The 23,964-nt window shown below is 59.2% G+C and carries 22 protein-coding genes; 14 read left to right on the top strand and 8 right to left on the bottom strand.

Features of this window, described 5'->3' with window-relative positions; translation table 11 throughout:
- Positions 1–39: 39 nt before the first annotated feature.
- A complete protein-coding gene (locus FCH38_RS10405; protein ID WP_174373699.1) occupies positions 40–1,110 on the bottom strand; it encodes an LLM class flavin-dependent oxidoreductase in 1,071 nt (356 codons plus the stop codon).
- 397 nt (positions 1,111–1,507) lie between these two features.
- On the opposite strand from FCH38_RS10405, the gene FCH38_RS10400 reads away from it, so the two are divergent.
- The 6 genes from FCH38_RS10400 (at position 1,508) to FCH38_RS10375 (ending at position 6,722) form a co-directional block, all read left to right on the top strand.
- Positions 1,508–2,131, top strand: coding sequence for an alpha/beta hydrolase (locus FCH38_RS10400; protein WP_174373698.1), 624 nt, complete (start codon positions 1,508–1,510; stop codon positions 2,129–2,131).
- Between the two features lie 233 nt (positions 2,132–2,364).
- Positions 2,365–3,294, top strand: coding sequence for a sulfurtransferase (locus FCH38_RS10395; RefSeq protein ID WP_174373697.1), 930 nt, complete (start codon positions 2,365–2,367; stop codon positions 3,292–3,294).
- A 74-nt stretch (positions 3,295–3,368) separates the two neighbouring features.
- Positions 3,369–4,547 (top strand): YeeE/YedE family protein, encoded by a 1,179-nt coding sequence (locus FCH38_RS10390; RefSeq protein WP_174373696.1) that lies wholly within the window; start codon positions 3,369–3,371, stop codon positions 4,545–4,547.
- A 178-nt stretch (positions 4,548–4,725) separates the two neighbouring features.
- Positions 4,726–4,923, top strand: coding sequence for a hypothetical protein (locus FCH38_RS10385; RefSeq protein WP_174373695.1), 198 nt, complete (start codon positions 4,726–4,728; stop codon positions 4,921–4,923).
- Positions 4,924–5,191: 268 nt separating this feature from the next.
- Positions 5,192–5,737, top strand: a complete 546-nt coding sequence (locus tag FCH38_RS10380) for a flavin reductase family protein (RefSeq protein WP_142843630.1) — start codon at positions 5,192–5,194, stop codon at positions 5,735–5,737.
- A gap of 40 nt (positions 5,738–5,777) precedes the next feature.
- Complete coding sequence (locus FCH38_RS10375; RefSeq protein ID WP_174373694.1) at positions 5,778–6,722, top strand: acyl-CoA dehydrogenase family protein; 945 nt, start codon at positions 5,778–5,780, stop codon at positions 6,720–6,722.
- Between the two features lie 7 nt (positions 6,723–6,729).
- On the opposite strand, the gene FCH38_RS10370 is transcribed toward FCH38_RS10375, so the two are convergent.
- A complete protein-coding gene (locus tag FCH38_RS10370) occupies positions 6,730–7,179 on the bottom strand; it encodes an RrF2 family transcriptional regulator (protein ID WP_046801485.1) in 450 nt (149 codons plus the stop codon).
- Between the two features lie 303 nt (positions 7,180–7,482).
- Between FCH38_RS10370 and FCH38_RS10365 the strand changes: the two genes are divergently transcribed.
- The 7 genes from FCH38_RS10365 (at position 7,483) to FCH38_RS10335 (ending at position 15,533) form a co-directional block, all read left to right on the top strand.
- The gene (locus tag FCH38_RS10365; RefSeq protein WP_174373693.1) at positions 7,483–8,487 is read left to right on the top strand and encodes an LLM class flavin-dependent oxidoreductase; all 1,005 of its coding nucleotides are present in this window, start codon (positions 7,483–7,485) and stop codon (positions 8,485–8,487) included.
- Positions 8,488–8,509: 22 nt separating this feature from the next.
- Positions 8,510–9,850 carry an LLM class flavin-dependent oxidoreductase gene (locus FCH38_RS10360; protein WP_149899290.1) on the top strand — a complete coding sequence of 447 codons (1,341 nt, stop codon included), beginning with the start codon at positions 8,510–8,512 and terminating at the stop codon, positions 9,848–9,850.
- Between the two features lie 80 nt (positions 9,851–9,930).
- Entirely contained in the window at positions 9,931–11,118 is a 1,188-nt protein-coding gene (locus tag FCH38_RS10355) for a M20 aminoacylase family protein (protein WP_153514657.1), read from the top strand.
- Between the two features lie 26 nt (positions 11,119–11,144).
- Entirely contained in the window at positions 11,145–11,702 is a 558-nt protein-coding gene (locus FCH38_RS10350; protein WP_174373692.1) for a GNAT family N-acetyltransferase, read from the top strand.
- A 13-nt stretch (positions 11,703–11,715) separates the two neighbouring features.
- Positions 11,716–13,518, top strand: coding sequence for an amino acid ABC transporter permease/ATP-binding protein (locus tag FCH38_RS23560; protein WP_174373691.1), 1,803 nt, complete (start codon positions 11,716–11,718; stop codon positions 13,516–13,518).
- A 22-nt stretch (positions 13,519–13,540) separates the two neighbouring features.
- Positions 13,541–14,479: an ABC transporter substrate-binding protein gene (locus FCH38_RS10340; RefSeq protein ID WP_153514662.1), complete on the top strand. Its 939-nt coding sequence runs from the start codon at positions 13,541–13,543 to the stop codon at positions 14,477–14,479.
- A gap of 118 nt (positions 14,480–14,597) precedes the next feature.
- Positions 14,598–15,533, top strand: a complete 936-nt coding sequence (locus FCH38_RS10335) for an ABC transporter substrate-binding protein (RefSeq protein WP_153514664.1) — start codon at positions 14,598–14,600, stop codon at positions 15,531–15,533.
- A gap of 71 nt (positions 15,534–15,604) precedes the next feature.
- Here FCH38_RS10335 and FCH38_RS10330 read toward each other — a convergent pair whose 3' ends face one another.
- Positions 15,605–16,930 (bottom strand): NAD(P)/FAD-dependent oxidoreductase, encoded by a 1,326-nt coding sequence (locus FCH38_RS10330; RefSeq protein WP_153514666.1) that lies wholly within the window; start codon positions 16,928–16,930, stop codon positions 15,605–15,607.
- A 230-nt stretch (positions 16,931–17,160) separates the two neighbouring features.
- Between FCH38_RS10330 and FCH38_RS10325 the strand changes: the two genes are divergently transcribed.
- Positions 17,161–17,637: an Lrp/AsnC family transcriptional regulator gene (locus FCH38_RS10325; RefSeq protein WP_046801438.1), complete on the top strand. Its 477-nt coding sequence runs from the start codon at positions 17,161–17,163 to the stop codon at positions 17,635–17,637.
- 189 nt (positions 17,638–17,826) lie between these two features.
- Here the strand turns inward: FCH38_RS10325 and FCH38_RS10320 are convergent, their stop codons facing one another.
- The 5 genes from FCH38_RS10320 to FCH38_RS10300 form a co-directional block, all read right to left on the bottom strand.
- On the bottom strand, positions 17,827–19,482 hold the full coding sequence (locus FCH38_RS10320; protein ID WP_153514668.1) for an ABC transporter ATP-binding protein: 1,656 nt from the start codon (positions 19,480–19,482) through the stop codon (positions 17,827–17,829).
- The gene (locus FCH38_RS10315; RefSeq protein WP_153514670.1) at positions 19,482–20,333 is read right to left on the bottom strand and encodes an ABC transporter permease; all 852 of its coding nucleotides are present in this window, start codon (positions 20,331–20,333) and stop codon (positions 19,482–19,484) included. The genes FCH38_RS10320 and FCH38_RS10315 overlap by 1 nt, the downstream gene beginning before the upstream one ends.
- Positions 20,333–21,283: an ABC transporter permease gene (locus FCH38_RS10310; protein ID WP_153514672.1), complete on the bottom strand. Its 951-nt coding sequence runs from the start codon at positions 21,281–21,283 to the stop codon at positions 20,333–20,335. Before FCH38_RS10310 ends, FCH38_RS10315 begins: the two co-directional genes overlap by 1 nt.
- A gap of 85 nt (positions 21,284–21,368) precedes the next feature.
- Positions 21,369–22,979, bottom strand: coding sequence for an ABC transporter substrate-binding protein (locus tag FCH38_RS10305; RefSeq protein ID WP_153514674.1), 1,611 nt, complete (start codon positions 22,977–22,979; stop codon positions 21,369–21,371).
- A gap of 94 nt (positions 22,980–23,073) precedes the next feature.
- Positions 23,074–23,787 (bottom strand): HAD-IA family hydrolase, encoded by a 714-nt coding sequence (locus tag FCH38_RS10300; protein WP_174373690.1) that lies wholly within the window; start codon positions 23,785–23,787, stop codon positions 23,074–23,076.
- Positions 23,788–23,964: the final 177 nt, after the last annotated feature.

Below are 23,964 nucleotides of genomic sequence, written 5' to 3'. Positions count from 1 at the left end.
GGAGATGGGCGGCCTTGCCGGACGAGGCCGCCCATTTTGTCAGTCCCGGAATAGCGGCAACAGCATGTCGCCCTGCCGTTCGATCTCCTGAAGATAGGGCGTGTCGGACAGCACGAAATGGGTGATGCCGAGCGCGCGGTATTTGCGCAACGACGCGGCCACATCTTCCGCCGAACCCACCAGCCATGTGGTTGCGGCCCCGCCGCCGCCGAATTTGCCGGGTGCGGTGTAGAGATTATCATCAAGCACATCACCCCGCTGATGCAAATCCAGCAGGCGGCGCTGGCCGACTGCCACCCCTTGCAGGTGGTCGTTCCAGCGCACGCCATTGTTGGCGGCCATCTCGGCAACCTTCGCTTCCGCATCGCGCCAAGCCTCGGCTGTCGTTTCGCGCACCAGCGTGGTGATCCGCAGGCCGAATTGCAGCGGCGGCAGATCGCGGCCAAGCTTATCACTCAAGTGCCTCAGCCGTTCGATCCGTTCGCGCACGCCGGCAAGCGGTTCGCCCCAGAACAGCTGCACATCGGCCTCGGTTGCGGCCACCTGTTCGGCGGCCTCGGAGGCACCGCCGAAATAGAGCCTCGGATGTGGCCGGGCAGCGCGCTCGGTGATGCGCGGCGAAACGGTGGAATTCTTCACCCGGAAATGCTCGCCGTCGAAAGTGACGTTTTCTTCGGTCCAGAGCCGCCGCACCAGCCGCATGAATTCTTTCGTGCGCGCATAACGGTGCGCCTGATCGCCTTCTTCGTCGCCATAGGCTGCAAGCTCGTCGCGACCGGAGACGACGTTGATCCGCACCCGGCCGCCGGAAAGCTGATCGAGCGTGGCGGCGGCCGAGGCGAGATTGGCCGGCTTCCAGTAGCCGGGGCGGATGGCGATCAGCGGCTCGAACGTGCTGGTGCGCGCCGCAAGTGCGGCCGCCACCGTAAACGTATCCGGCCGGCCCCAGCCGGTGCCGAGCAGTGCGCCTTTCCAGCCATGGTTTTCCAGCGCCTTCGCGTGGCTGGTCAATGTATCGAGGCTGTTATGCTTGTCGCTGACGACATCGCCCCGGTGGCCGGCTTTGACGTCATTGGGGATGTACCAGAGAAATTCGCTCTTGCTGCTCACATTATCCGCCTGAATTTTCGTTTATGTCGCGGTGAAATGGGCTGGCCGAGGTGCGGCCTTACCATTTTTAGGTTCAGGAGGCGAAAGCCTCCGATCCTGCGAGAATGGCAAACCGGCGGCGGCCCGGCCAAGCAGCGGCGTTTCTTTTGGGGTGTGGCAGAGGAAAAGCTTTCCGCATCGATCCCTCATATTGCACATATTTTCTATCGAAAAAATTTTAGACAATGTTTCTATAGGATTGGTTCCAGAACCCCCGTTATAAAAGCATTTTCTGCTCTTTCAGCACTGCCTAGATCAATTTTTCTCGAGGCAAGCGAAGGTGAGCAAGGCAATAGTCGATTAAAATCGGAAAATTCAGCATGCTTGGCACACACCGCCCGCAAAAAATGGAGTAGGCATGTGTACCACCTTGATTGTCTCCGGTCTCAACGGTTCGGATGAGGGGCATTGGCAGCGGCATTGGCTGTTCGATGATCCGCAGGCGCAACTGGTCGATCAGGAAAATTGGGATTGCCCGGTTCTTGAAGATTGGCTCGATCGTCTGGAAGCGTCGCTCGCTTCAACGGAAAGCGCCTATATCGTCGCCCACAGCCTTGGTTGCCTGCTGGTGGCGAATATGGCGTCGCGACCAGTGGCTGCCAAAATCAAGGGCGCGCTTCTGGTGGCGCCCGCCCATCTCGACAAAGTCGAGGCGATGCATCCCTGCATCGTTCGCTTCGGCGCTTTTCCGCAGGCGCCACTTGCTTTCCCCAGCCTCGTCGTGGGCAGCACGAACGACCCCTATATGAACCCGGAAGAACTGGCCCGCACTGCCGCCGATTGGGGAAGCGATCTCGTCAATCTCGGTTCCGTCGGGCATATCAACATCGCCGCCGGGTTCGGACGTTGGCCGGAAGGATATGCTCTTTTCGCACGCTTGAAGTCGGCAGCCGGTTCTGAAGGGACGGCTACTCGATCGAGGAAGCGCGGATTGTCGGCCTTGCACGGTGCGCTGGTTCAGGGTGATGCCGGCGGTTTGTAGCGTTTTCATTCGTCAATGTATTCGCCTCCGGCGGTCGGTCCCCATTTGCGGCATACTACAACCTTTGGGAGCTTTAATGCCGAATTATCCGCATTAAATTTTGAATTTCACCTTTTGATTGTTTTTGAGAGGCTGTATTTATTTTCTACAGAAAATATGGAAAAGTGTTTCTTCGCTCCGAATGGTTTTGTTGTCACCTTTCATCGGTCATCAAATCAGGAAGGGGTAAGGAAATGTCCAGAATAAAGCTTGTAACGTCGGCTCTCGGCGGATTGTTGTTGTCGGCGGTATCGCTGTCTGCGGCGGGGGCTTCGGAAGCGCTGGTAACGGCCGACTGGCTGAAGGAAAATCTCGATAATCCGAATGTCCGGGTGTTTGAGGTCAGCGTCGATACCGGTGTTTATGAGCGCGGGCATATTCCCGGTGCAGTGAACCTCAACTGGCACACCGATCTCGTTGACAAGGAAAAGCGCGACATCGCCGCGCGTGAGAATTTCCAGTCCCTGCTGCAGAAGGCCGGTGTGGACGACGATACGACAATCGTTTTATATGGCGACAACAACAACTGGTTCGCCGCCTGGGGCGCATGGATTTTCGAAACCTATGGTCTCGGCGACCGGGTGAAGCTGCTGGATGGCGGCCGTAAGCTCTGGGAAGCGCAGGGCCTGCCTTTCGATACATCGGCACCGGCAACGGCTGAAACGAAGCTGAAGCTCGGCGAGCCGGATACGTCGGTGCGGGCGCGGTTCGTGGATGTCGTTGCGGTGGCCGAAGGCAAACACAATATCAAGCTCGTCGATATCCGCTCGGCGGATGAATATTCGGGCAAAATTTTCGCGCCTGATGGCGTCAAGGAGCTTTCGGTTCGCGCGGGCCATATTCCCGGCGCTGTCAACGTGCCGTGGGGCACCATCGTCAACAAGGACGGGACCTTCAAATCCGCAGATGAGATCAAGGCGATCTATGCCGAAAAGGGCATCGACGGCTCCGCCCCGGTCATCACCTATTGCCGTATCGGCGAGCGCTCCAGCCACACCTGGTTCGCATTGAAGAAGATACTCGGTTACGACGTCCGCAACTATGACGGCTCCTGGACCGAATATGGAAATGCGGTCGGCGTTCCCATCAGCAATCCAACCGGCACGGTCTGGACAGGCAAATAAGCCGCCGCTCCCTCCTCTTTGAAGCCAGTGCGCCAGCGGTGTACTGGCGTTTCTCCTGACATGTCCGGTCCCACATGCGTTTCACCCTTCGCCGCCTCACGGCCTTTGCCATTTTATGCACGTTGGCTGTTGCGGCTCATCAGCTGGGGGCGCTTGAAAATGGCAGGCAGCTTGCATTTTCACTTCTGGCCGGCGTTGCTTTCGGCATTGTGATGCAGCGCGGACGGTTCTGTTTTCTCTGCAATTTTCGCGATTTCGTCGACAACAGGCGCTCGGATGGCGTTCTTGCAATCCTTGTCGCACTTCTTGCGGGCGTGGTATTTTATCAGATCATCACCATCGCGTGGATGCCGGTTCCGCAGCCCGGCCGCCTGCCGCCCAACGCGCATATCGGCCCGGTCGGCTGGGTCCTGGCGTTGGCGTCGACGGTTTTCGGTGTTGGCGCTGCGCTTTCCGGCTCCTGCCTGTCGGGACACTTTTACCGGCTGGGGGAGGGAGCCTTTGGTTCCGTTCTTGCCATTGTCGGTGCAGCGCTCGGTTTTCTGCTGGCGCTCCTCAGCTGGAATTTCCTTTATACGCTCAGCGTTTTCAGCGACCCGCCGATCTGGCTGCCGCACCATCTTGGATATGGCCTGGCGCTGCTGCTTGCCGGCTTTGTTCTGGCCGGGCTGATCTTCATTGTTCTCTTTTTCGACAGGGAAGCGCCTGTTTCATTGTGTGCATCGGAAAACCGGCTGCATCAGGCCCTGCGAAGCGTTTTTGTTGAACGCTGGCCGCCCGTCGTCACCGGGGTTCTGGTTGCAGCTATCAGCGCCTTTTCCTATTTCCGCGTTGCGCCGCTTGGGGTAACCGCCGAACTCGGCAGCATCGTCAGAACGGCTGGTGCATCCGCGGCATGGGTGCCGGAAACGCTTGCGGGCCTCGATACGGTACGGGGCTGCATCAGCGCGGTAAAAACCACGATCCTGTCGCCTAACGGCGTCTTTGTGCTGGGGCTGATCTTTGCGAGCTTCGCAGCCGCGCTTTCGGCGGGAAAATTCCAGCCATCCTGGCCGTCTACTGGTGGGCTGATGACCCGGTTTGCCGGAGGTGTGCTGATGGGCTGGGGTGGCATGACAGCGCTTGGCTGCACCATCGGCGTGCTGCTGTCGGGCATTCATGCGGGTGCGGTGTCGGGTTGGGTATTCTTCCTTTTTTGTTGTCTTGGCGCTTTTGCAGGTCTCATCCTTAAACGCCGGTTTGCCTGGCCGTGACGCTCATGCGCTGAAATCCTGCCGATTCTGGCCTGCGAAATGGAATTTTCCGCATTCGGGCAACCGTAGTCCGCCTTTGCAGGCCGCCGGGTAATTATAGAATAGTAATTTGATGGAAAATATTGACGATTTTGGATCGTCGCCGGAGGATAGTGGATGTTGAGCAAAGGAGGCGCACATGCCGCAGGGATTTCATGCGTTTACTTTCGATCTTTTCGGTCTGACCCGGCGTCGGCCTCAGGCAGATGAGCAGGTTACTCTTCATCCGCTGGATCATTCCGGGCGTATCAGGCAGGGAAAAAGCGATCTCGAGCTTGAACGGGAAGAAATCTGCGAAATGAACTTCGCCATGCTCAGCCTGTACCCGGTTTTTTGAGGTTACAGGCTGCCGGTGTGGCAAGTCTCGCGGAGGGAGACAAACACTCTCCTCTTCGGAAAAATTGGAACGAAATTTCTTATATAGCCGGGGGAATTGGCTACCCTCTTTTTTGTCCGGTTTCTTGCCAGCCGGATTGAGTAAGAAAGGGTCGGACAGATAGAACATTATTTCCATAGAATATAAATATTATGGAAAACGATGTCTATTTAATCCCCTGCCGCCGCTGCTAGCTATTGGACAATTCAGCTGTTTTCAGGAGCGATCGATGACACTGCAATATGCGGCCAAGGATCAACAATTCATCAATCTTCGCGATCCGGTCTCGGGTAAGGCTGCGGATGCTGATAGCCTCAAGGCGGCGCTGAGAACGCTCGGCGGCGGCGTCAGCGTCATCACCGCCGGAGAAGGCGAGGCACGCACCGGTGCGACCGTCACCTCGGCCACCGCCCTGTCGGTTGATCCGCCGAGAATTCTGGTGGCGCTCAACCGGTCGTCGTCCACATGGCCGGTGGTGCAGCGTTTCGGTCACCTCGCCGTCAATATCATCGGCGCGAACCACCAGTTCATCGCCAACCAGTTTGCCGGCATTGGCGGCCTGAAGGGTGCGGACCGTTATCGCGGTGCGGAATGGACCCGGCTTGCAAGCGGCGCACCCATCCTTGAGGACGCCGTTGCCGCTATCGATTGCACCATTGAAGAGGCAATCGAGCGGCACAGCCACGTCATCATCATCGGCAAGGTGGAGGCGATCCGCATCGGCTCCGGACATTCGCTGGTCTATCAGAACGGGCGTTATCATTCGCTGGACTGAGTGAACGCATTCAACGGGTTATTTTTTGAGGGAGTTGAGCATGGGATCTGTCACGCCGCTCGGCGAAAGAATTCGTTTCGTTCCTCCACGTCTCGGCGCGGATGGCGATGTGCTGACCGTCGCCCGGGCAATTGCCGGGAAATGTCCCTTCGAAAATAGCGGGCAGATTCACGCGCGGATCGCCCGCTCCGGCCTTCTTGCCCTCTCCGTTCCGAACGAACTGGGTGGAGCGGACATAACCAACGATATTCTCGCGCAGGCGCTTTCGATTATTGCTGCCGCGGATGCGGAGGCGGCGCGTGATCTGGTCGAACATTTCACTGCGCTTGAATTCATCCGGAATGCCGGCGGCGAAGAGCAACGCAAGGCCCTCTTTGCCCGTCTCGATCTTGGTGAAACCTTCGCTCTTGCTTCCACCGATGCCAGTGCGGAGCACGCGGTCTTAACGAATGACGACGATTTCGCCCTGCGGCTTCCCGATGATGTGGTGCGCTCTGTCTCGACCGATGCGGACTGGATTGTCGTTCCGGCTGTTAATGCGGCGGGAAAAAGCCTGCTCGTGGTTTTGCGCAATCGGCCTGACACATCATGGGATGGCCTGTTGCGCGCCGATCAGGTTACATTTCTTGCGCAGGGCGCAGGAAATCTCGCCGCCTCCGTCGCCACCCTGTTGAAAGCCGCGGTGGCGCTGGGTGAAAAACAGCGCGAACTTTCGACGCTGCTGATTGACCGATTGGCAGACGAGGGCGCGGCGCGTCCCGTCATCGGCGAGGTTTTTCTCGCCACTGAACTCTTGAAAGCACAAATCTCCAGCCTGGCGGCAAATATCGATGCGGCGCAGGTGGGCTCGGAAAACGTTACCTTTCGTTCGGTCAGGAACAACGCCATCACGCTTGAAATCCTGATGGCGCGTCTCGGCCTTATCGATGGCCTAAGTGAGCCCGGGCTGATTGCATCTCTGGAGGATGATCTGCGCCGGCAATAAGCGAAGCCTATTTGCCGGCAGGAATGGAAAGCGCGTCCTGTCCGTCCTTCGCGACGAATTGTGCGAGCGTCATATTGTCCAGAATGGTTGCGATGGCGTCGCGCACGTCCGTCATCGAAACCCTGACCTGACAGGTCTCGGGATCGTCACAGTCGTCGCAGGCTTCAAAGGCGGTGCGGCTGGCACAGCGGATGGGGGCCAAAGGCCCGTCCAGCGTGCGGATAACCTGGCCGATCATGATTTCGGATGGCATTTTCGACAGCGAATAACCGCCATTCGGTCCCTTCTTTGAGCGCAGGATACCGCTGTTGCGCAGCTCCAGAAGAATGGTGTCCAGAAATTTCTTCGGAATATTGTTGCGCGTGGCAATCTCGGTCACGAAGGCGGTCTCTCCCTGGGGCAATCGCGCCAGATCGACCAGAGCCTTTAATCCGTATTTGCCTTTTTTGGTCAACATCGCCTGATCCGCAAAGAGGGCCGGCACATTCCGCAACGCCGGCCATATTATTCCTAACTTACTAAGTAGTTTTTAGCGAATTCCTGCGCAAGCCGTTTCCTCCGGATATGGCCTTGAAAACCGCCTGCTTTCCGCCTTTTAGACGCCGCATCTCCGGTGCTGCGGATATTTTTGCCAAGTCCGGCTTCCAGAATCGTGACGGAAAATAATATTTTCTCTGATCGCGTCGCAACGTGGAACGAACGTTCTTTATTAGAATATAAAATCAGTAGACAAAGTATGCATCAAAAGACGTGCGAGGTGATGATGTATACTCTCAGTTTGCTGGATAAGAGTCCCGTTTCTGCGGGTGAGGATGCGGCAGGCGCATTCCGCGACACGATCAATCTCGCCAGACGCGCCGAAGATCTGGGTTACCGCCGGTTCTGGGTGGCCGAGCATCACAATTCGCCGGAGCTTGCCGGTTCCGCGCCCGAGGCGCTGGTGGCGTGGATTCTGGCGAAGACATCCCGCATCCGCGTCGGTTCAGGCGGCGTCATGCTGCAGCATTACAGCCCCTATAAGGTTGCCGAAGTCTTCAACGTGCTATCGGCGCTTGCGCCTGGCCGGGTCGATCTTGGTGTTGGCAAGACGCCGGGTGGGTTGCCGCTGGCCACCTCAGCCCTGCAACAGGCTTATGACCCGGCGCGAAAGCCGGATTTCGAAACGGCATTCGGAGAACTCACCACATTCTTGTCCGGTGTCGCTCCGCAGGACCACGCGCAGGCCGGATTGCAGGCAACGCCGGCGCCGCCGGTCGCCGCGGAGAGGTTTCTGCTCGGCGCCAGCCCGGAAAGCGCAATGCTGGCGGCCTCAAAGGGTTGGAACTTCGTCTTTGCCGGCCACCTCAATGGTGATCCGGAGGTTCTTCGCCGCAGCCTTTCAGCATTCCGCGAGGAAAGCGGCGGCAAAGCTCCGGTCCTTGCCCTGTCGGCTTTTGCCGCTAGCGACCCCGACCATGCCGCAAGGCAGGTGGAGGGACAGCGCATCTACCGGGTATTTCTGAGCGATGGCAGGGCGTTCAATCTCGGCCGGCGCGAGCAGGCGGAAGAGTTCGCTCGCCAGTCCGGTGACAGCAATTATCGCATCGAAGAGCGCAAGCCCAACGTCCTCCATGGCGCGCCGGAAGATATTCACCGGGCGTTGCGTGTTCTTTCCGAAGAGCACGGCATTGAGGAATTCATCATCGAACCGCCGCATGTGGGGGCCGATCAGCGGCTTGCCTCGATTGAACTCTTGGCCACGCATCGCCTTTCCCGGGCGGCGTGATCTTGTCCTCAGGAGAAATGACATGACGAGAAAGAAAATCCGTTTCGGCATCATGCTTCAGGGTCCGGGTGGGCATATGAATGCCTGGCGGCATCCCAAAAGCCCGGTCGATGCCAGCGTCAATTTCGACTTCTTCAGGAAGACGGCGCTGAAGGCGGAAGCCGCCGGTATCGCCTTCGCCTTCGTGGCGGATGGGCTTTACATCAACGACAAGTCGATCCCGCATTTCCTCAACCGTTTCGAGCCGTTGACCATTCTTTCGGCGCTTGCCTCCGTCACCTCGAAGATCGGTCTCGCGGGTACTGTTTCGACGTCTTATAGCGACCCTTTCACGATCGCCCGCCAGTTCGCCTCGCTCGATCTGTTGAGCGGCGGCCGTGCGGGATGGAATGCCGTGACGACGCCGCTTGAAGGCACGGCCAGGAATTACAGCCGCAATCATCCGGAACATGCGTTGCGCTACGAAATCGCCGATGAATATCTCGAAGTCATCAAGGGCCTGTGGGATAGCTGGGACGATGACGCCTTTGTGCGCGACCGGGAGAGCGGACAGTTCTTCGAGCGCGACAAACTCCATACGCTAGGTCACAAGGGACGGTTCTTCCAGGTGGAAGGCCCGCTGAACATCCAGCGTTCGCCACAGGGGCAGCCGGTGGTGTTTCAGGCCGGCTCCTCCGATGCGGGCATCGGCCTTGCGGGCAAACATGCCGATGCCGTCTTCACCAATTCCGCTTCGCTGGAAGAAAACCAGACCTTCCTCAAACGTGTAAAGCAGAGCGCCGTTGCACAGGGCAGATCCGCCAGCGACGTGAAGATTTTCCCCGGTATCGGCCCGATCGTCGGCGAGACGCAGGAGGAGGCGGAGGCGAAATATGACGTCATCCGCAACCTCATCACCATCGAGGACGCGCTTGCCTATCTCGGCCGCTTTTTCGACCACCATGATTTCAGCGCCTATCCGCTGGATGAACCATTCCCCGAACTCGGTGATATCGGCAAGAACAGCTTCCGTTCAACGACCGACCGTATCAAGCGGCGGGCAAAGGAAAAGAACCAGACGCTGCGGGAAGCGGCCCTGGAGGCTGCAACCCCACGCGAAGGCTTCATCGGTACACCGGACAAGGTGGCGGATGAAATCATCCGCTGGGTGGAAAATGATGCGGCCGACGGCTTCATTCTGGGCTTCCCCGTAATTGCCGAAGGGCTGGATGATTTCATCCGCCTTGTCATTCCGGTGCTGCAGCGGCGCGGTTATTTCGATCCGCATCTGGAAGGGGCAACGCTTCGCCATCATCTCGGCCTGCCTTTCCGGGAAAGCGTCTATTCCAGCGGCGAAAGCGGCTCGGACAAGGCCATCGCATAAGGCTGCGGCCGGGCGGCAGGGCCGCCGCCCGCGCAGATTACAAGACACGGCGGGCAAAAAGCCGTGCAGGAGACAGAACCATGAATATCCGCATTGACGGCGCGCGTCCGCAGGACGACGCCGAACGGGGAATCCTTGCCTTCATCGAGGAGAGCATCGCCATCCGGCATGATCTCCACCGACATCCGGAGCTGTCGCTCAAGGAAAACCGCACGGCGGCGCTCATCGCCCGTTATCTGCTGTCGTTCGGATATGAGGTAACGGAGGGTGTCGGCGGTCACGGTGTCGTTGCCACCCTGAAACGGGGTCATGGTGAAAAACGTCTCGGCATCCGCGCCGATATTGATGCGCTGCCAATTCATGAAGAGACCGGCCTTGCCTATGCCAGCGAAGCGCCGGGCGTCATGCATGCCTGCGGTCATGATGGTCACACAACGATCCTGCTTGCTGCCGCCCGTTATCTTGCTGAAACCTCAAATTTTTCCGGTACCCTGACGCTGATTTTCCAGCCCGCCGAGGAAATCGGCGCGGGTGCGAGGGCGATGATAAAGGACCGGCTGTTCGAGCGGTTTCCCGTCGATGCGGTCTTCGGCCTGCACAATTGGCCGGGTGTGGAAACCGGACAGTTCGGTTTCGTCGAAGGCCCTGCCATGGCCTCCGTCGACAAGGCGCAGGTGCGGATCGTCGGCAAGGGCGGCCACGGGGCGGCGCCGCATGAGACGGTCGATCCGGTTCTGGCTTCGGCAAGCTTCATCACCGCCCTGCAGAGCATCGTTTCCCGCAACGTCGATCCGCGCGAAATGGCGGTGCTGACCGTCGGTTCCATCCATGGCGGAACCGCCTCCAACGTCATTCCCGAGAGTGTGGAATTGCAGATCACCGCCCGGGCTTTTTCACCCGCCGTGCGCGACAGGCTCGAGGAACGGCTTCCGGCGCTCGCCAAAGCGCAGGCGGAAAGTTTTGGCGCCAAGGCGGAAGTCGCCTATTCCCGCGGTTTTCCGCCTGTCATCAATCATGCCGCGCAGACGATTTTTGCCCGCGATGTCGCCAGACAGCATTTTCCCGCCGGACAGGTAGCGGAAGGCTTTCAGCCACGCACGGCGAGCGAGGATTTCGCCTTCATGCTGCTGGAGCGGCCCGGCTCTTACCTGTTCGTCGGCAATGGCGACAGCGCGCCGCTGCACAGCCCTCACTATGATTTCAACGATGCGATCATCGCGCCTGCGGCACGCTTCTGGGTGCGCCTGGCTGAAGCATACCTCTCCTGATTGCCCGTAACCTGAGGAACAACGACATGAGCGATAGTTTTCTCTACACATCCGTCAATGATCCGCTGGCAACGCCGCTTCTGGAGGAGTTGCTGTTTGAATATGACAGCCGTTACGGCACTTTTTTCAATGCGGAAGGGGCCAGAGCGGAACTGAACAAATATCCGCCGGAAGCCTTCAGCCCCCCTTTGGGCAATTTCCTGCTGCTGCTGCGCGACGGCAAGGCAATCGCCGGTGGCGCCTTCATGCGCTACGACGAGGAGACCGCCGAGTTCAAGCGGGTCTGGACCCATTCGACCCATCGTCGGCAGGGGCTTGCAAAAATCGTGCTTCGGGAGCTGGAGCAGCAGGCGATCCGGCAGGGTTATACCCGCGTCTATCTGACGACGGGGTTCCGCCAGCCGGAAGCCGTCGGTCTTTACCTCACCAACGGTTATCGCGCCCTCTTCGACACGGCGGCCGATCCGGAGACGATCCGGTCGCTGCCATTCGAAAAATGGCTCTCCAACGCCGTTCTCCCTCCGGCCGGGGAACGCGCGGCGATAGCGCACACCAGCCCTCAACCCTCCTCAGCCCATCTGTGAAAGGCTTTTTCCTATGACGATAGCCTCTGATTTTCCGCATGTTGCGGTCAGCGAGCAGAAGGGTGAAGCGGTGAAGGGCGGTTATTCGCATTTTCGCATCGTTCCGGCCCGTTATCCCTTGCGAACGGTGGGCACGGTTTTCTCCGTTCTCATCATCGCCGCCGTGCTGCATTCCGTTTTCGGCAATCCGCGCTGGGGTTGGGACGTCTTTGCCGAATGGTTCTTCGCCGAGCCGGTGCTCGTTGGCCTTGGCCGGACATTGCTGTTGACGGCGCTGGGCGCGCTGTTTGGTTTTGTTCTCGGAACGCTGCTGGCACTTGCCCGTGTGTCGCGCTCGCCGCTGCTGGTTGCCGTTTCCTGGACCTATATCTGGATTTTCCGGTCGATCCCGCTGATCGTGCTTCTGCTGATCCTCAACAATCTCGGTTATCTCTATGAAACGGTGACGATCGGCGTGCCCTATACCGGCATCAACTTTTTCAGCTGGAATACGACGCAGCTGATGACGCCATTTGCGGCCGCTGTGCTGGGCCTCACTCTCAATCAGGCGGCCTTTGCATCGGAAATCGTCCGTGGCGGCATTCTCTCGGTCGATCAGGGGCAGCTGGAAGCCGCCGCCGCGCTCGGCCTTCCACGCCGGCGGCAGGCCTCCCGTATCGTTCTGCCGCAGGCCATGCGCTCTATCCTGCCAACGGCCTTCAACGACATCATCGGCCTCGCAAAGGGAACGTCGCAGGTCTATATTCTGGCGCTGCCGGAATTGTTCTACACCATTCAGATCATCTATCGCCGCAATCTGGAAGTGATCCCGCTGCTCATGGTCGCAACCGTCTGGTATCTGGTGATCCTGACGGCGCTATCGATCGCTCAGCATCATATCGAACGGCATTTTTCCCGTGGTGCGCTCCGCAATCCGCCCCCTTCGCTTTTCGCTACCGTCTACCGCACCTTCCTGCCACGCCGGGCAGCGGCGGAGCCGGCGGCCGTGGTGACAGTGCCTGCAAAGCGAGAAGCTTCGGTATCTGCGCGTGCAGGAGGTTTCCGCATCGGAAATCGTGGAGGTTCGGTGAATATCCACGGGGTTTCCAAGTCTTTCGGCACACTCAAGGTGCTGGATGATGTCTCCCTTTCCATTCCGGCAGGCAGCGTCACCACCATTCTTGGCCAATCCGGCTCGGGCAAATCCACCCTGCTGCGCTCCATCAACCATCTGGAGCGCGTCGATGACGGCTTTATCGCCATAGACGGCGAGCTGGTCGGTTATCGCCAGCACGGCGATACGCTTTATGAGCTGAAGGAGCGGGAAATCCTCAAGCGCCGCGTCGAAGTGGGCATGGTGTTCCAGAGCTTCAACCTGTTTCCGCATCTCACCGCGCTTGAAAACATCATCGAAGCGCCGGTCGCGGTTCGCGGCATCTCGAAAGAGCAGGCGCAGGCCGAGGCGCGCGATCTTCTGGCCCGTGTCGGCCTTGCCGAAAAGGCCAATGCCTACCCGCGCCAGCTTTCCGGCGGCCAGCAGCAACGTGTGGCGATTGCCCGGGCACTCGCCCTGCGGCCCAAGGTGTTGCTGTTCGATGAGCCGACATCGGCGCTCGACCCTGAACTGGTCAACGAAGTGCTTGACGTCATCAAGGAGCTCTCCCGCTCCGGCGTCACACTCATCATCGTCACCCATGAAATCGGTTTTGCCCGCGAAGTCTCCGACAGGGTCGTCTTCATGGAACAGGGCCGCATCGTGGAAACGGGCACACCGGAAAAGGTGTTCAACAAACCCGAACATCCGCGCACGGCCGAATTCCTCGCAAAAGTCCTCTAATCACAACAAAGGCAACACTCACATGGCTTTTTCATCGAAATTATTGTCCCTGCTCGCCGGTGGTCTTTTCACCGCCACCACCGCGCTCATTCCGGCCGCGCATGCGCAGGAGGTCGACCTGTCACCCGAACAGAAGGGCCGGGTGCGCGCCGAAAAGGTTGAGGAGGCAATCAAGCTCCTGCCGGCGGGTCATAAATTCATTGCCGACGGGAAGCTGACGGTTGCGACCGTGCCCTTCCGCCTGCCACTGGTCGATTATGCGAGCGACACGAAAACGCCGATTGGCGTGGAGCCGGATATCGCCCAGCTGATTGCCGACAGCCTTGGACTTGAACTGCAGCTTGTTCCGATTGCCTGGGCCGACTGGCCGCTCGGCCTTGCTTCCGGCAAATACGATGCCGTCGCATCCAACATCACGGTGACGGAAGCGCGCAAGGAAAAATTCGATTTCTCCAGCTATCGCAACGATCTGCTCGGCTTTTATGTGGGCAGCAACAGCAAGGTCACATCAATCGGCAAGCCTGAAGATGTCGCCGGGCTGAAGGTGATCGTCGGCGCAGCCACCAATCAGGAACAGATTCTGTTGAAATGGATCAAGGATAACAAGGCGAAGGGACTGGCCGACACCGAAGTGCAATATTACGACGATCAGGCCGTGCTTGACGTCGCCCTGCAATCCGGTCGTGCGGATGCCTATCTCGGCCCCAATGCCACCTCGGCCTTTCAGGCGGCAAGCCAGAAAAAGACCAAGCTCGTCGGCACCTTCTCGGGCGGCTGGCCGGAAGCGGCGGAAATTGCCTTCGCTTCCAAAAAGGATGCCGGCATTGCCGAGGCCGTCACCGCTGCGCTGAATGCCCAGATCAAGAACGGCAATTACGGCAAGGTTCTCGCTCGCTGGAATCTCGGCTCGGAAGCCATCACCGAATCCCGCACCAATCCGCCCGGCCTGCCCAAGAGCTGAGCGTGAAAAACTGAGTTCCTAAAAGCTGAGTCGAAGGTGGGACATCACTCAGCCGGTGGCGCGGGCATCCTCCCGCCCGCGCTACCTCCGTCCCGCAATCCTTTCTCGGGAAATCATGATGAGTTTCACCTCTCGTTTCGCCACAGCCATGCTCGGCGTCTTTCTCTCTATCTCCGGTTTCGCCCCGGCCTTCGCAACCGATGTCTTCGATCTGTCACCGGATCAGCCCGGCCGTATCAGGGCTGAAAAAGACCCCGGTGCCATCGCCGCCGTACCGAAAGATTTCAAATTCGTCACGCCGGGCAAACTCACCGTTGCCGTTTCTCCCGGCGGGCCACCATTGGCGACCTATGCGACCGATGCGAAGACCGTCGTGGGCGCAGACCCGGAATACGCGCTTGCCGTTGCCGATAGTCTCGGCCTTGAACTGGAACTGGTGGCCGTGGCCTGGGCCGACTGGCCGCTCGGCCTTGCCTCAGGCAAATATGACGCCGTCATTTCTAATGTCGGCGTTACCGAACAGCGCAAGGAAAAGTTCGATTTCTCCACCTACCGTCAGGGCCTGCACGGCTTCTTCGTCAAGTCCGACAGCGGCATAACCTCCATCGCCGAGCCGAAGGATGCCGCCGGTCTGAGGATCATCGTCGGTGCCGGCACCAATCAGGAGCGTATTCTGCTGAAATGGAGCGACGAGAATGTCGCCGCCGGTTTGAAGCCGCTTGAATTGCAATACTACGATGACGAGGCGACGCGGCTTGTCGCGCTTTCCGCCGGCCGGGCGGATGTGATCGTCCAGCCGCATGCGCAGCTGGTTTTCATTGCCGCGCGCGACAAGACCATCAAGCGGGTGGGAACCCTCTCGGCCGGCTGGCCGGAGCGCTCCGATGTCGCCATTACCACCCGCAAGGGTTCTGGACTGGCGGATGCACTGACGCTTGCCACCAATGATCTGATCAAAAGTGGAGCTTACGCGAAAATTCTCGATCGCTGGCAGCTTGCGGAAGAAGCCCTGCCGGAATCGCGCACCAATCCCCCCGGACTGCCAAAGAGCTGACTGGTCAAAAAAAAGCGGCGGACGGCAATATCCGCAGGTTCGCCTGCGGATATTGTTTTGCTGTTATGGCTTCAGAAATCCGCAACCTTGCCCCATGACGAACCAAGGAACCGGCTGGGGTGATAAGGGGCGGGATCGACGATCGGGCTTGAACCCGTGACGATATCGGCGATCAGATGACCGGCGCCCGGCCCGATGCCGAAACCATGACCGCTGAAACCTGCGGCGAGAATGAAACCGGGCAACTCGCTGGTTTCGCCAATCGCCGGCACACCATCCGGCGTGCTGTCGATGAACCCGGCCCAGGCGGCGGAAATTTGGGTTTTACCAAGTGCGGGCAGGAGTTCGATCGCCCTTTTGTGGGTCTCCCGGATGGCCGCGGCATTGGGTTTCGGATCGAGAATGCGAACCCGCTCCATCGGCGTCGGCGCATCGAGCCGCCAGCGCTTCAACGTTTCGTGGCCGCCGCGAACGCCTTCCAGCCCACCCGGCCGCAGGCTGCGCCAGCGCTTGAGGAACATCGGCACGAATTCACGCGCGAACCGCATCTGCTGCGCCGTCGGATCGACGCGGCCAAGGCCGCTGATGGCGAGGGTGTAACCGCCGTTGTTCCGGCGTGTCAGGGAAACGGCCTTCGTATGCAACGCGTCCGGCAGGCCTTCCGCACCCGGCGTGACCGAGAGGATGGAGGAACGGACGGAAGCCTGCGGGAAACGAATGCCCAGCTGACGGCAAAAGGAAGACGCCCAGGCCCCGCCGGACATGATGGCGGTTTTGGTGCGGATCGTGCCTTTTTCGGTGACGACGGCGCTGACCCTGCCGCCTTCCGTCTCAAGCCCGCGCGCGGCGCAATTCTGATGCACCGTGCCGCCCAGCTTGATGATGGCGCGCGCCACGGCGGGTGCTGCCATGGACGGATCGGCCGTGCCATCGGTGGGTGAGAAGACGCCGCCCTTCCAGCGTTTGCCCGTGGCGCGCCCCCGCTCACTTGCCTCATCGGCGCTCAGCATATGCGTCGTCACGCCGGCGGTGAGGGCAAAGTCGCGCCAGCGCGCCCAGCCGGAAAGTTCCGCCTCGTTGTCGCTCAGGTAAAACAATCCGCAGCGGCGAAAGCCGGTGTCTTCGCCGCTTTCCGTGGCAAATTGTTCCCAGAGAGCAAGGCTCTGGGTCGAAATCGGCAATTCGCGCGCATCGCGGTTCTGCTGCCGGCACCAGCCCCAGTTGCGGCTGGATTGCTCCGCGCCAACAAGGCCTTTTTCCACCAGGGCCACTTTCAGGCCGCGACGGGCAAGGTAGTAGGCTGCGAACACCCCAACGACGCCACCGCCGATAATGACGGCGTCCGCGGCTTTCGGCAGCTCCGGCGATGTCGTGATCTGTTGCAGCGGGGCGGGCATGGGGCGAACTCCTTATATTCATCCTAATTTACCTTGGCTGGCGTGCAAGCGCTGCCAGACTGAGCAGTTTGCCGGAATCTCCTGCTGTTCGGGGCTGTGTCTGCAACTCTTTATGCTGCATCAAAAAAACATGCTTACATCGACAGGGCTCGCGCATGTGATAAGATTTCCACTGCAGCGTCAGAATTTTATGCCGCTCGCTCAAAAACAAAAAAGGGGTTCCGCACGTGATGAAACTTGACCGGATCGATATCAAGATTCTCTACGAACTGCAGAAAAACGGTCGCATCACCAATGTGGAACTGGCGGAGCTTGTCAATCTTTCGCCAAGCCCCTGTCTGATGCGGGTGAAGAAGCTCCAGTCCGAAGGTTATATTGAAGGTTATTCGGCGCAAATCAACATCAACAAGCTTGGCCAGACACTGACCGTCTTCACCGAAATCACCCTCAAGAACCATCGTCAGATCGATTTTGCCCGCTTTCTCGGCGTTGTCGAAAAGATCGATCAGGTGGTGGAATGCCACCTCGTTTCCGGTGGTTACGATTACCTGCTGAAATTCGTCACGTCAGGCATCGTTGAATATCAGTCGATCATGGAGCGGCTGACGGATATGGATGTCGGCATCGATAAATATTTCAGCTTCGTGGTGCTGAAATCGCCGATCACCAAATCGCATATGCCGCTGACCAGCCTGTTTCCGCTTTGAGGTACGGGAACATTTTTGGCAAGGTTGCCAAGGTGCTGAGGCAGGTCGCCTCACACTCGACATCATCCTCGGGCTTGTCCAGAGGATCTGCAACCAATTGATTTTATTGACGTGTTTAGATCCTTGGGACAAGCCCAAGGATGACGCAGGAATATTTATACTCTTCGCCCTGAACTTCGATGCAATGGCTCACCTCTTGGAGAACGCCCGTACCAACTCCGCATCCTGCTGAAGATTGTCGAGCCATGTCGGGTCAAGTTTCGGCACTGAGGAGAACAGCAGCTTCGAATAGGGATGGGTGGGCGATTTGATTGCTTCGGTTTCCAGATGCTCCACTTTCTGGCCGCCATACATCACGACGATTTCGTCGCAGATTGTTTCAACCACCGAAAGATCGTGGCTGATGAAGATGTAAGAAAGGCCAAGCTCCCGCTGCAATTCTCCGAGCAGATCTATGATCGCGGCTGCGACGACCGTATCGAGCGCCGAGGTGATTTCATCGCAGATGATGAGTGATGGTTCGGCCGCAAGCGCGCGGGCGAAATTGACGCGCTGCTTCTGCCCTCCGGAAAGGCCGGAGGGATGGCGGTGGCGGACCGAGCGCGGTAGCTTCACCATATCGAGCAGCTGGTCGATCCGCGCATCGCGGGCCTTGCCTTTCATGCCGTGATAAAAGGTCAGCGGCCGGCCGAGAATATCTTCGATGGGTTTTGCCGGATTGAGCGCGGTATCGGCATATTGGAACACGATCTGCATGCGGCGCAGCTGGTCGCTGGTCCGACGCCGGGCATCGACGTTGAGTTCATGCCCCTCGAAGACGACGTGACCGCTCGCGGCGGGCAGAATGCCGGCAATGGCGCGCGCCAGCGTCGATTTTCCGCAGCCGGATTCGCCGATGATGCCGAGATTGCGGCCGGGATAGACCGCAAGGCTGACGGAATCCACCGCACGCACCAGCGGCATCCGGTCGTCGCCTTTCGTGCCATAACCGGCGATCAGCTGATCAATATTAAGGAGCGGTGTCGCCTCACTTTGCCTGAGCGGTGTCACGACGCGCACCTTGTCGTTAAAAGCGGTCAACAATTCGCGGGTATAGGGATGTTGGGCGTTCTCCAGAATATCCTTGGTCGTGCCGGTTTCCTGAACCTCGCCGCCTTTCAGCACGACGATCCGGTCGGCGATCTGGGCAACGACGGCAAGGTCGTGCGAAACATAGACGCCGCCGATGCCGCCCTTGCGCATCGCCGATTTGAAGGCACGCAGAACCTCGATCTGTGTCGTCACGTCAAGTGCGGTCGTCGGTTCGTCGAAGATTACCAGTTGAGGATTGCCGATCAGCGCCATGGCGGCGGAGAGGCGCTGCAGCTGGCCGCCGGAAACCTGATGCGGGTATCGCTCGCCGATGGTTTCCGGATTGGGCAGTGACAATGCCTTGAAAAGCTCAACCGCTTTTTTACGCGCCTCCTGAGGCGGCATAAGGTGGTGGATGCGGGTGACTTCGATGACCTGATCAATGATTTTCTGCGCCGGGTTGAATGCGGCGGCCGCACTCTGCGGCACATAGGATATTTTCGTGCCGCGCACTTTGGCGCGCTCGGCTTCGGAAAGCTGCACCATGTCGCGGCCTGCCACGGTGACGCTGCCGCCGGAAATGCGGCAGCCCGGCCGGGCATATCCCATCAGGGTTAGCGCGATGGTGGTCTTGCCGGAGCCGCTTTCGCCGATCAGTGCAACGATTTCGCCCTGGGCGATATCGATATCGACGCCCTTGATGATGTCGATGCGGCGGCCAGAATCGGTGGTGGCCTCGACTTTCAGTCCGCGGATTTCAACGAGATTGGTCATTATTCGCTCCTGTCGCGGATTTTCTGCGGCAGATTGTCGATCAGCAGATTGACGCTGATCGTCAGGCTGGCAATCGCCAGCGACGGGAAGATCACGGCCGGCGCGGCAAAGGGCAGGCCGCCGATGTTTTCACGCACCAGCGCACCCCAGTCGGCATTCGGCGGCTGCAAGCCGAGGCCGAGGAAGGAGAGGCCCGACAGAAGCAACACGATGAATACGAAACGCACGCCGAGATCGGCGAGTACGGGGCGGATGATGTTCGGCAGGATTTCCGAGCCGACGAGGTAGAACAGGCTTTCGCCGCGCACGCGGGCGACGGTGACGAAATCCATGGTGTTGACGTTGACGGCGAGCGCCCGGGCGAAACGATAGGCCCCCGGCGTATAGATGACCGACAGGGTGGCAATGAGTACGGGGATGGAGGAACCGACGGCGGCGACGACCACAAGCCCGAAAAGCTTGCTCGGAATGGAGTTTACCGCATCGAGAAAGCGGCTGAGGGCCGCATCAAACCAGCCGCCGACCACGGCGGCACACATGCCGAGAACGACACCGGACACGCAGGCGATCGTGACTGCGGCAAGCGAGATGCCGACGGTGAAACGTGCGCCCATGAGAATGCGGGAAAACACGTCGCGGCCGAGATAATCGGAACCGAGCCAGAGATCGGAGGTCATGGGGCCGAAATAATCGAAGTCGACGATTTCACCAACCGGATGGGGAATGAGATAGGGCGCGAAGATCGCCACCATCGCCCAGAGAAAAATAACGAGAAAGCCGAAAACGCCGACTGCGTTGATCTTGTAACCCAAACGCGAGGTCCCCGACGTTGTTTTGATATGATCGGTCATCAGCGCAGCCTCGGATTGGACATGATGGCGATGATGTCAGCCGTGGTGATGAGGAGGAGATAACCCACGCAGAAAATCATCGCGCAGCTCTGGATCAGCGGCAGGTCGCGGGTCGCGACGCCATCGACCATCAGCTTGGCGATGCCGGGATAGTTGAAGATGGTTTCAACGATGATAACACCGCCGACGAGATAGGAGAGCGACAGGGCCACGGCATTGACGATGGGGCCGAGCGCATTGGGAAGCGCGTGGCGCAACACGATGCGCATGCGCGGCGCGCCCTTTAACAGCGCCATTTCGACATAGGGCGTATCGAGCGTCTCGATCACTGCGGCGCGGCTCATGCGGATCATCTGTGCCGACACGACAAAGGTGAGGGTGATGACCGGCATCGCGTAAACGCGCAGCACATCGAACAGGGTATGAACCTCGCTAACCAGCGACAGGGCTGGCAACCACTTCAGATAAACGGCGAAAACCAAGACGGCGAGCGTCGCGATCATGAATTCCGGCACGGAGATGACGCCGATGGTCAGCACCGTGACGACGCGGTCGTAAAGCGTTCCGCGCAGCATGGCGGAGCTGATGCCTAGCGTCAGCGCCAGCGGCACGGCGATGACGGTGGTGATGCCGGCAAGCTTCATGGAGTTGACGAAACGCGGGCCGATTAGATCAGCGATCGCCATGTTGTTGGCATAGGATGTGCCGAGTTCGCCGTGCAGAAGGCCGAAGAGCCAGCGAACGAACCGCAAAAGCGCCGGGTCGTCGAGATGCATGGCGGTGCGCAGGCCGGCCACGGCCTCCGGCGTCGCCGCCTGGCCAAGCAGGATCGTCGCCGTATCACCGGGCAGCAGGCTGGTGGCGGAAAAGACGAGAAATGACACGATAAGCAGGGTCGTCAGCATGACGACCAGCCGCCTGGCGATAAGGGACAATATCCGGCTGTTCATTGACATGCTCCTGCGACCGACAAAGAGGCTTTCCGCGCTGGCGGAAAGGTTGCCGGACGCATTTGCGCGCCCGGCCCATGGTCTATCAGGCTTCGAGCCATACGTATTCCGCAAAGGCGTAACCCATCATGCCGCCGAGCGGATTGGCTTCCAGGCCCTTGAGCTTTGAGGAGATGGCATCGACATTCGAAATATAGGCGGGAATGATGGTGCCGGCTTCGTCGGCGATCATCGTTTCCAGTTCGAAGTAGATCTGCTTGCGCTTTTCGAGGTCGAGCATGCCGCGTGCTTCGAGCATCATCTTGTCGAACTTCGGCGACTTGTACTGGCTTTCGTTCCACGGCGCGTCGGAGGCGTAAAGCAGCGAGAACAGGATGTCCGGCGTCGGGCGCGGATTGATGTTGCCGAAGTGAACCGGCGCCTTCAGCCAGTAATTGCTCCAGTAACCATCCGAGGGAACGCGCTGCACATCCAGCTTGACGCCGATTTCGGCGGCGGAGGCCTGGATAATCATCGCCATATCGACAGAAGAGGCTGCCGCATCCGATGCGATGACCGGAATGGACTGGCCGATGAGACCTGCCTTTTCGAAGTGGAATTTCGCCTTATCCGGGTCGAAGGCTTTCGGCTTCAGGTCCGGATTGTGATAGGGGTTCATCGGCGGCACCGGCTGGTCGTTGCCGACTTCGCCAAGGCCGCGCAGCGCCGCCTTGACGATCTGCTCACGATTGACGATCGACTTCATGCCGGCGACGAAATCGGCATTGTTGCCCGGCGACTGATCCAGCCGCATGTTGAGGTTGGTATAGTTGCCGGAGGTCGTCTTGGACAGCACGACGCCTTCCTGCTTGTCGAGCAGGCGCAGCGCACGTGGGTTGATGGCTGCTGCAAGCTGGATATCGCCGGAAATAAGGGCGTTGACGCGGGCATTGTCGTCGGAAATCGCCATGAATTCGAAACTGTCGATGTGCGGCCCGCCGGACTTCCAGTAATTGGCGTTCTTGGCCATGATCGAGCGCACACCCGGCTCGAACGTCTCGAGCTTGAAGGCGCCGGTGCCGTTGCCCTTGGAGAAATCCGTGGTGCCGTCGGCAACGATCATGAAATGGTGCAGGGCCAGAATGGCCGGCAGGTCGGCATTCGCATTTGCCAGTGTGATCTCGACGGTGCTTTTGTCGAGAGCCTTGAAGCCGGTCATCTGGGCGGCGATCTTGGCGACCTTGGAGCCAACGGCCGGATCGAGGTGGCGCTTCAGCGAGTAAACCACATCGTCTGCGGTCAGCGCCTTGCCGTCATGGAAGGTGACGCCGGAACGCAGCTTCACGGTCCAGGTCTTGGCGTCCTTCGTTTCGATGGATTCGGCCAGTTCCATCTGCGGCGTGCCGGAAGCATCGAGGAAGCTCAGCCGGTTATATAGGGCGCAGCAGCGGACATAGTCCGTGGAAAGCGAGGCTTTTGCAGGGTCGAGCGTATCGGCCGTGGAGGAGGACCAGCCGGCGGCTTTCAGCGTACCGCCTGAAACGGGGGTGGCCGCCACGGCCTGCGAGGCGCGGCCGAGAATGGCCGAACCGGCGGAAAGGGCGACGCCGCCCGCCAGCATCATGTGAAGCAGTTCTCGCCGCGTCGCGCCGCGACGGATGGCCTGTTCAACGGCGGCATCGTCGGAGCGGGTCCAGTTTGTAATCCTGTCACTCATGGTCTTCCCCTTTTGTATGATTTGTTAAAATGCGTCTGCAGAAATGTCCGGCATGTCGCGTCCCAGTTCGCGCCACGCCCTTGGCAAAGGCGGTTCAGCCGCCGGTTTGTTTCACGGCCTCGGCAAGGCCGGCCATGGAGGTGAAGTGATAGTCCGGTTGGGTAAAGTTTTCCGGCTCGATCGTGCCGCCATATCCCTGCTGGGCGTGACGCCGCTCGATCCAGCAATTGGTCATCCCGAGTTTCCGGGAAATGCCGATATCGTGGTACTGGCTTTGCGCGACATGCAGAATGTCGTCCTTTGATGCCCCTTCACTCTCGACGAAGGCGAAAACCTTCTCGAAAAATGCCGGGTCCGGCTTTTCCGTGCCGGTATCATCGGCGGTGAAAGCGGCATGAAATGGGTTGCCGAGTTCGCTGGCGAAATATTCGAAGGCCCAGCGCTGGGCATTGGTCATGGCAATGAGGCGATGGGTCTTTGCAAGCTGCGCCATGGCGGCACGGCTGTCTTCGAAACCCTTCCAGTTCTTGGCAGCATCGCGCAGCCGCTCGCCAAGCGCGCGTTCGGCCGGCAAGCCCAGTTCCGGAGCGATGATGAGATACACTCGGACGAGGTCATCCGGAAACAGGTCGGTCGCATCGGAGTAACGCGCCGCGCGGTAAAGGCCCAGCGCTTTTTCACCGTCGACCTCGACGCCGTTTTCAGCACCGATCTGCATCAGGGTCGATTTCATGCCGCCTTCGAAATCGATGAGAGTTCCCACCACGTCGAAGCTCATATATTTGAAGTCGTTCAGGTTTTTGGGCAATGTCGGTCTCCGCTCTGCCGCCTCGTCCTCTTGGGGGAGACTGCGGCATTTTATTTTGTTCCCGGACGGGATCCTTGTCCCGTTCCCATTTTTGAAAACGCCGGTTTTCATGGCGTTTCGTGCTTTTTCTAAGGATAGTTTGGCACTTCCCGCACGCCGTATTCGCCGAAATGGATC

It is taken from the genome of Agrobacterium tumefaciens, from assembly GCF_013337285.1.
Lineage (GTDB): Bacteria > Pseudomonadota > Alphaproteobacteria > Rhizobiales > Rhizobiaceae > Agrobacterium > Agrobacterium burrii.
Note: the sequence above shows the minus strand (reverse complement) of the source record. Positions and strands in the feature narration are given on the sequence as shown.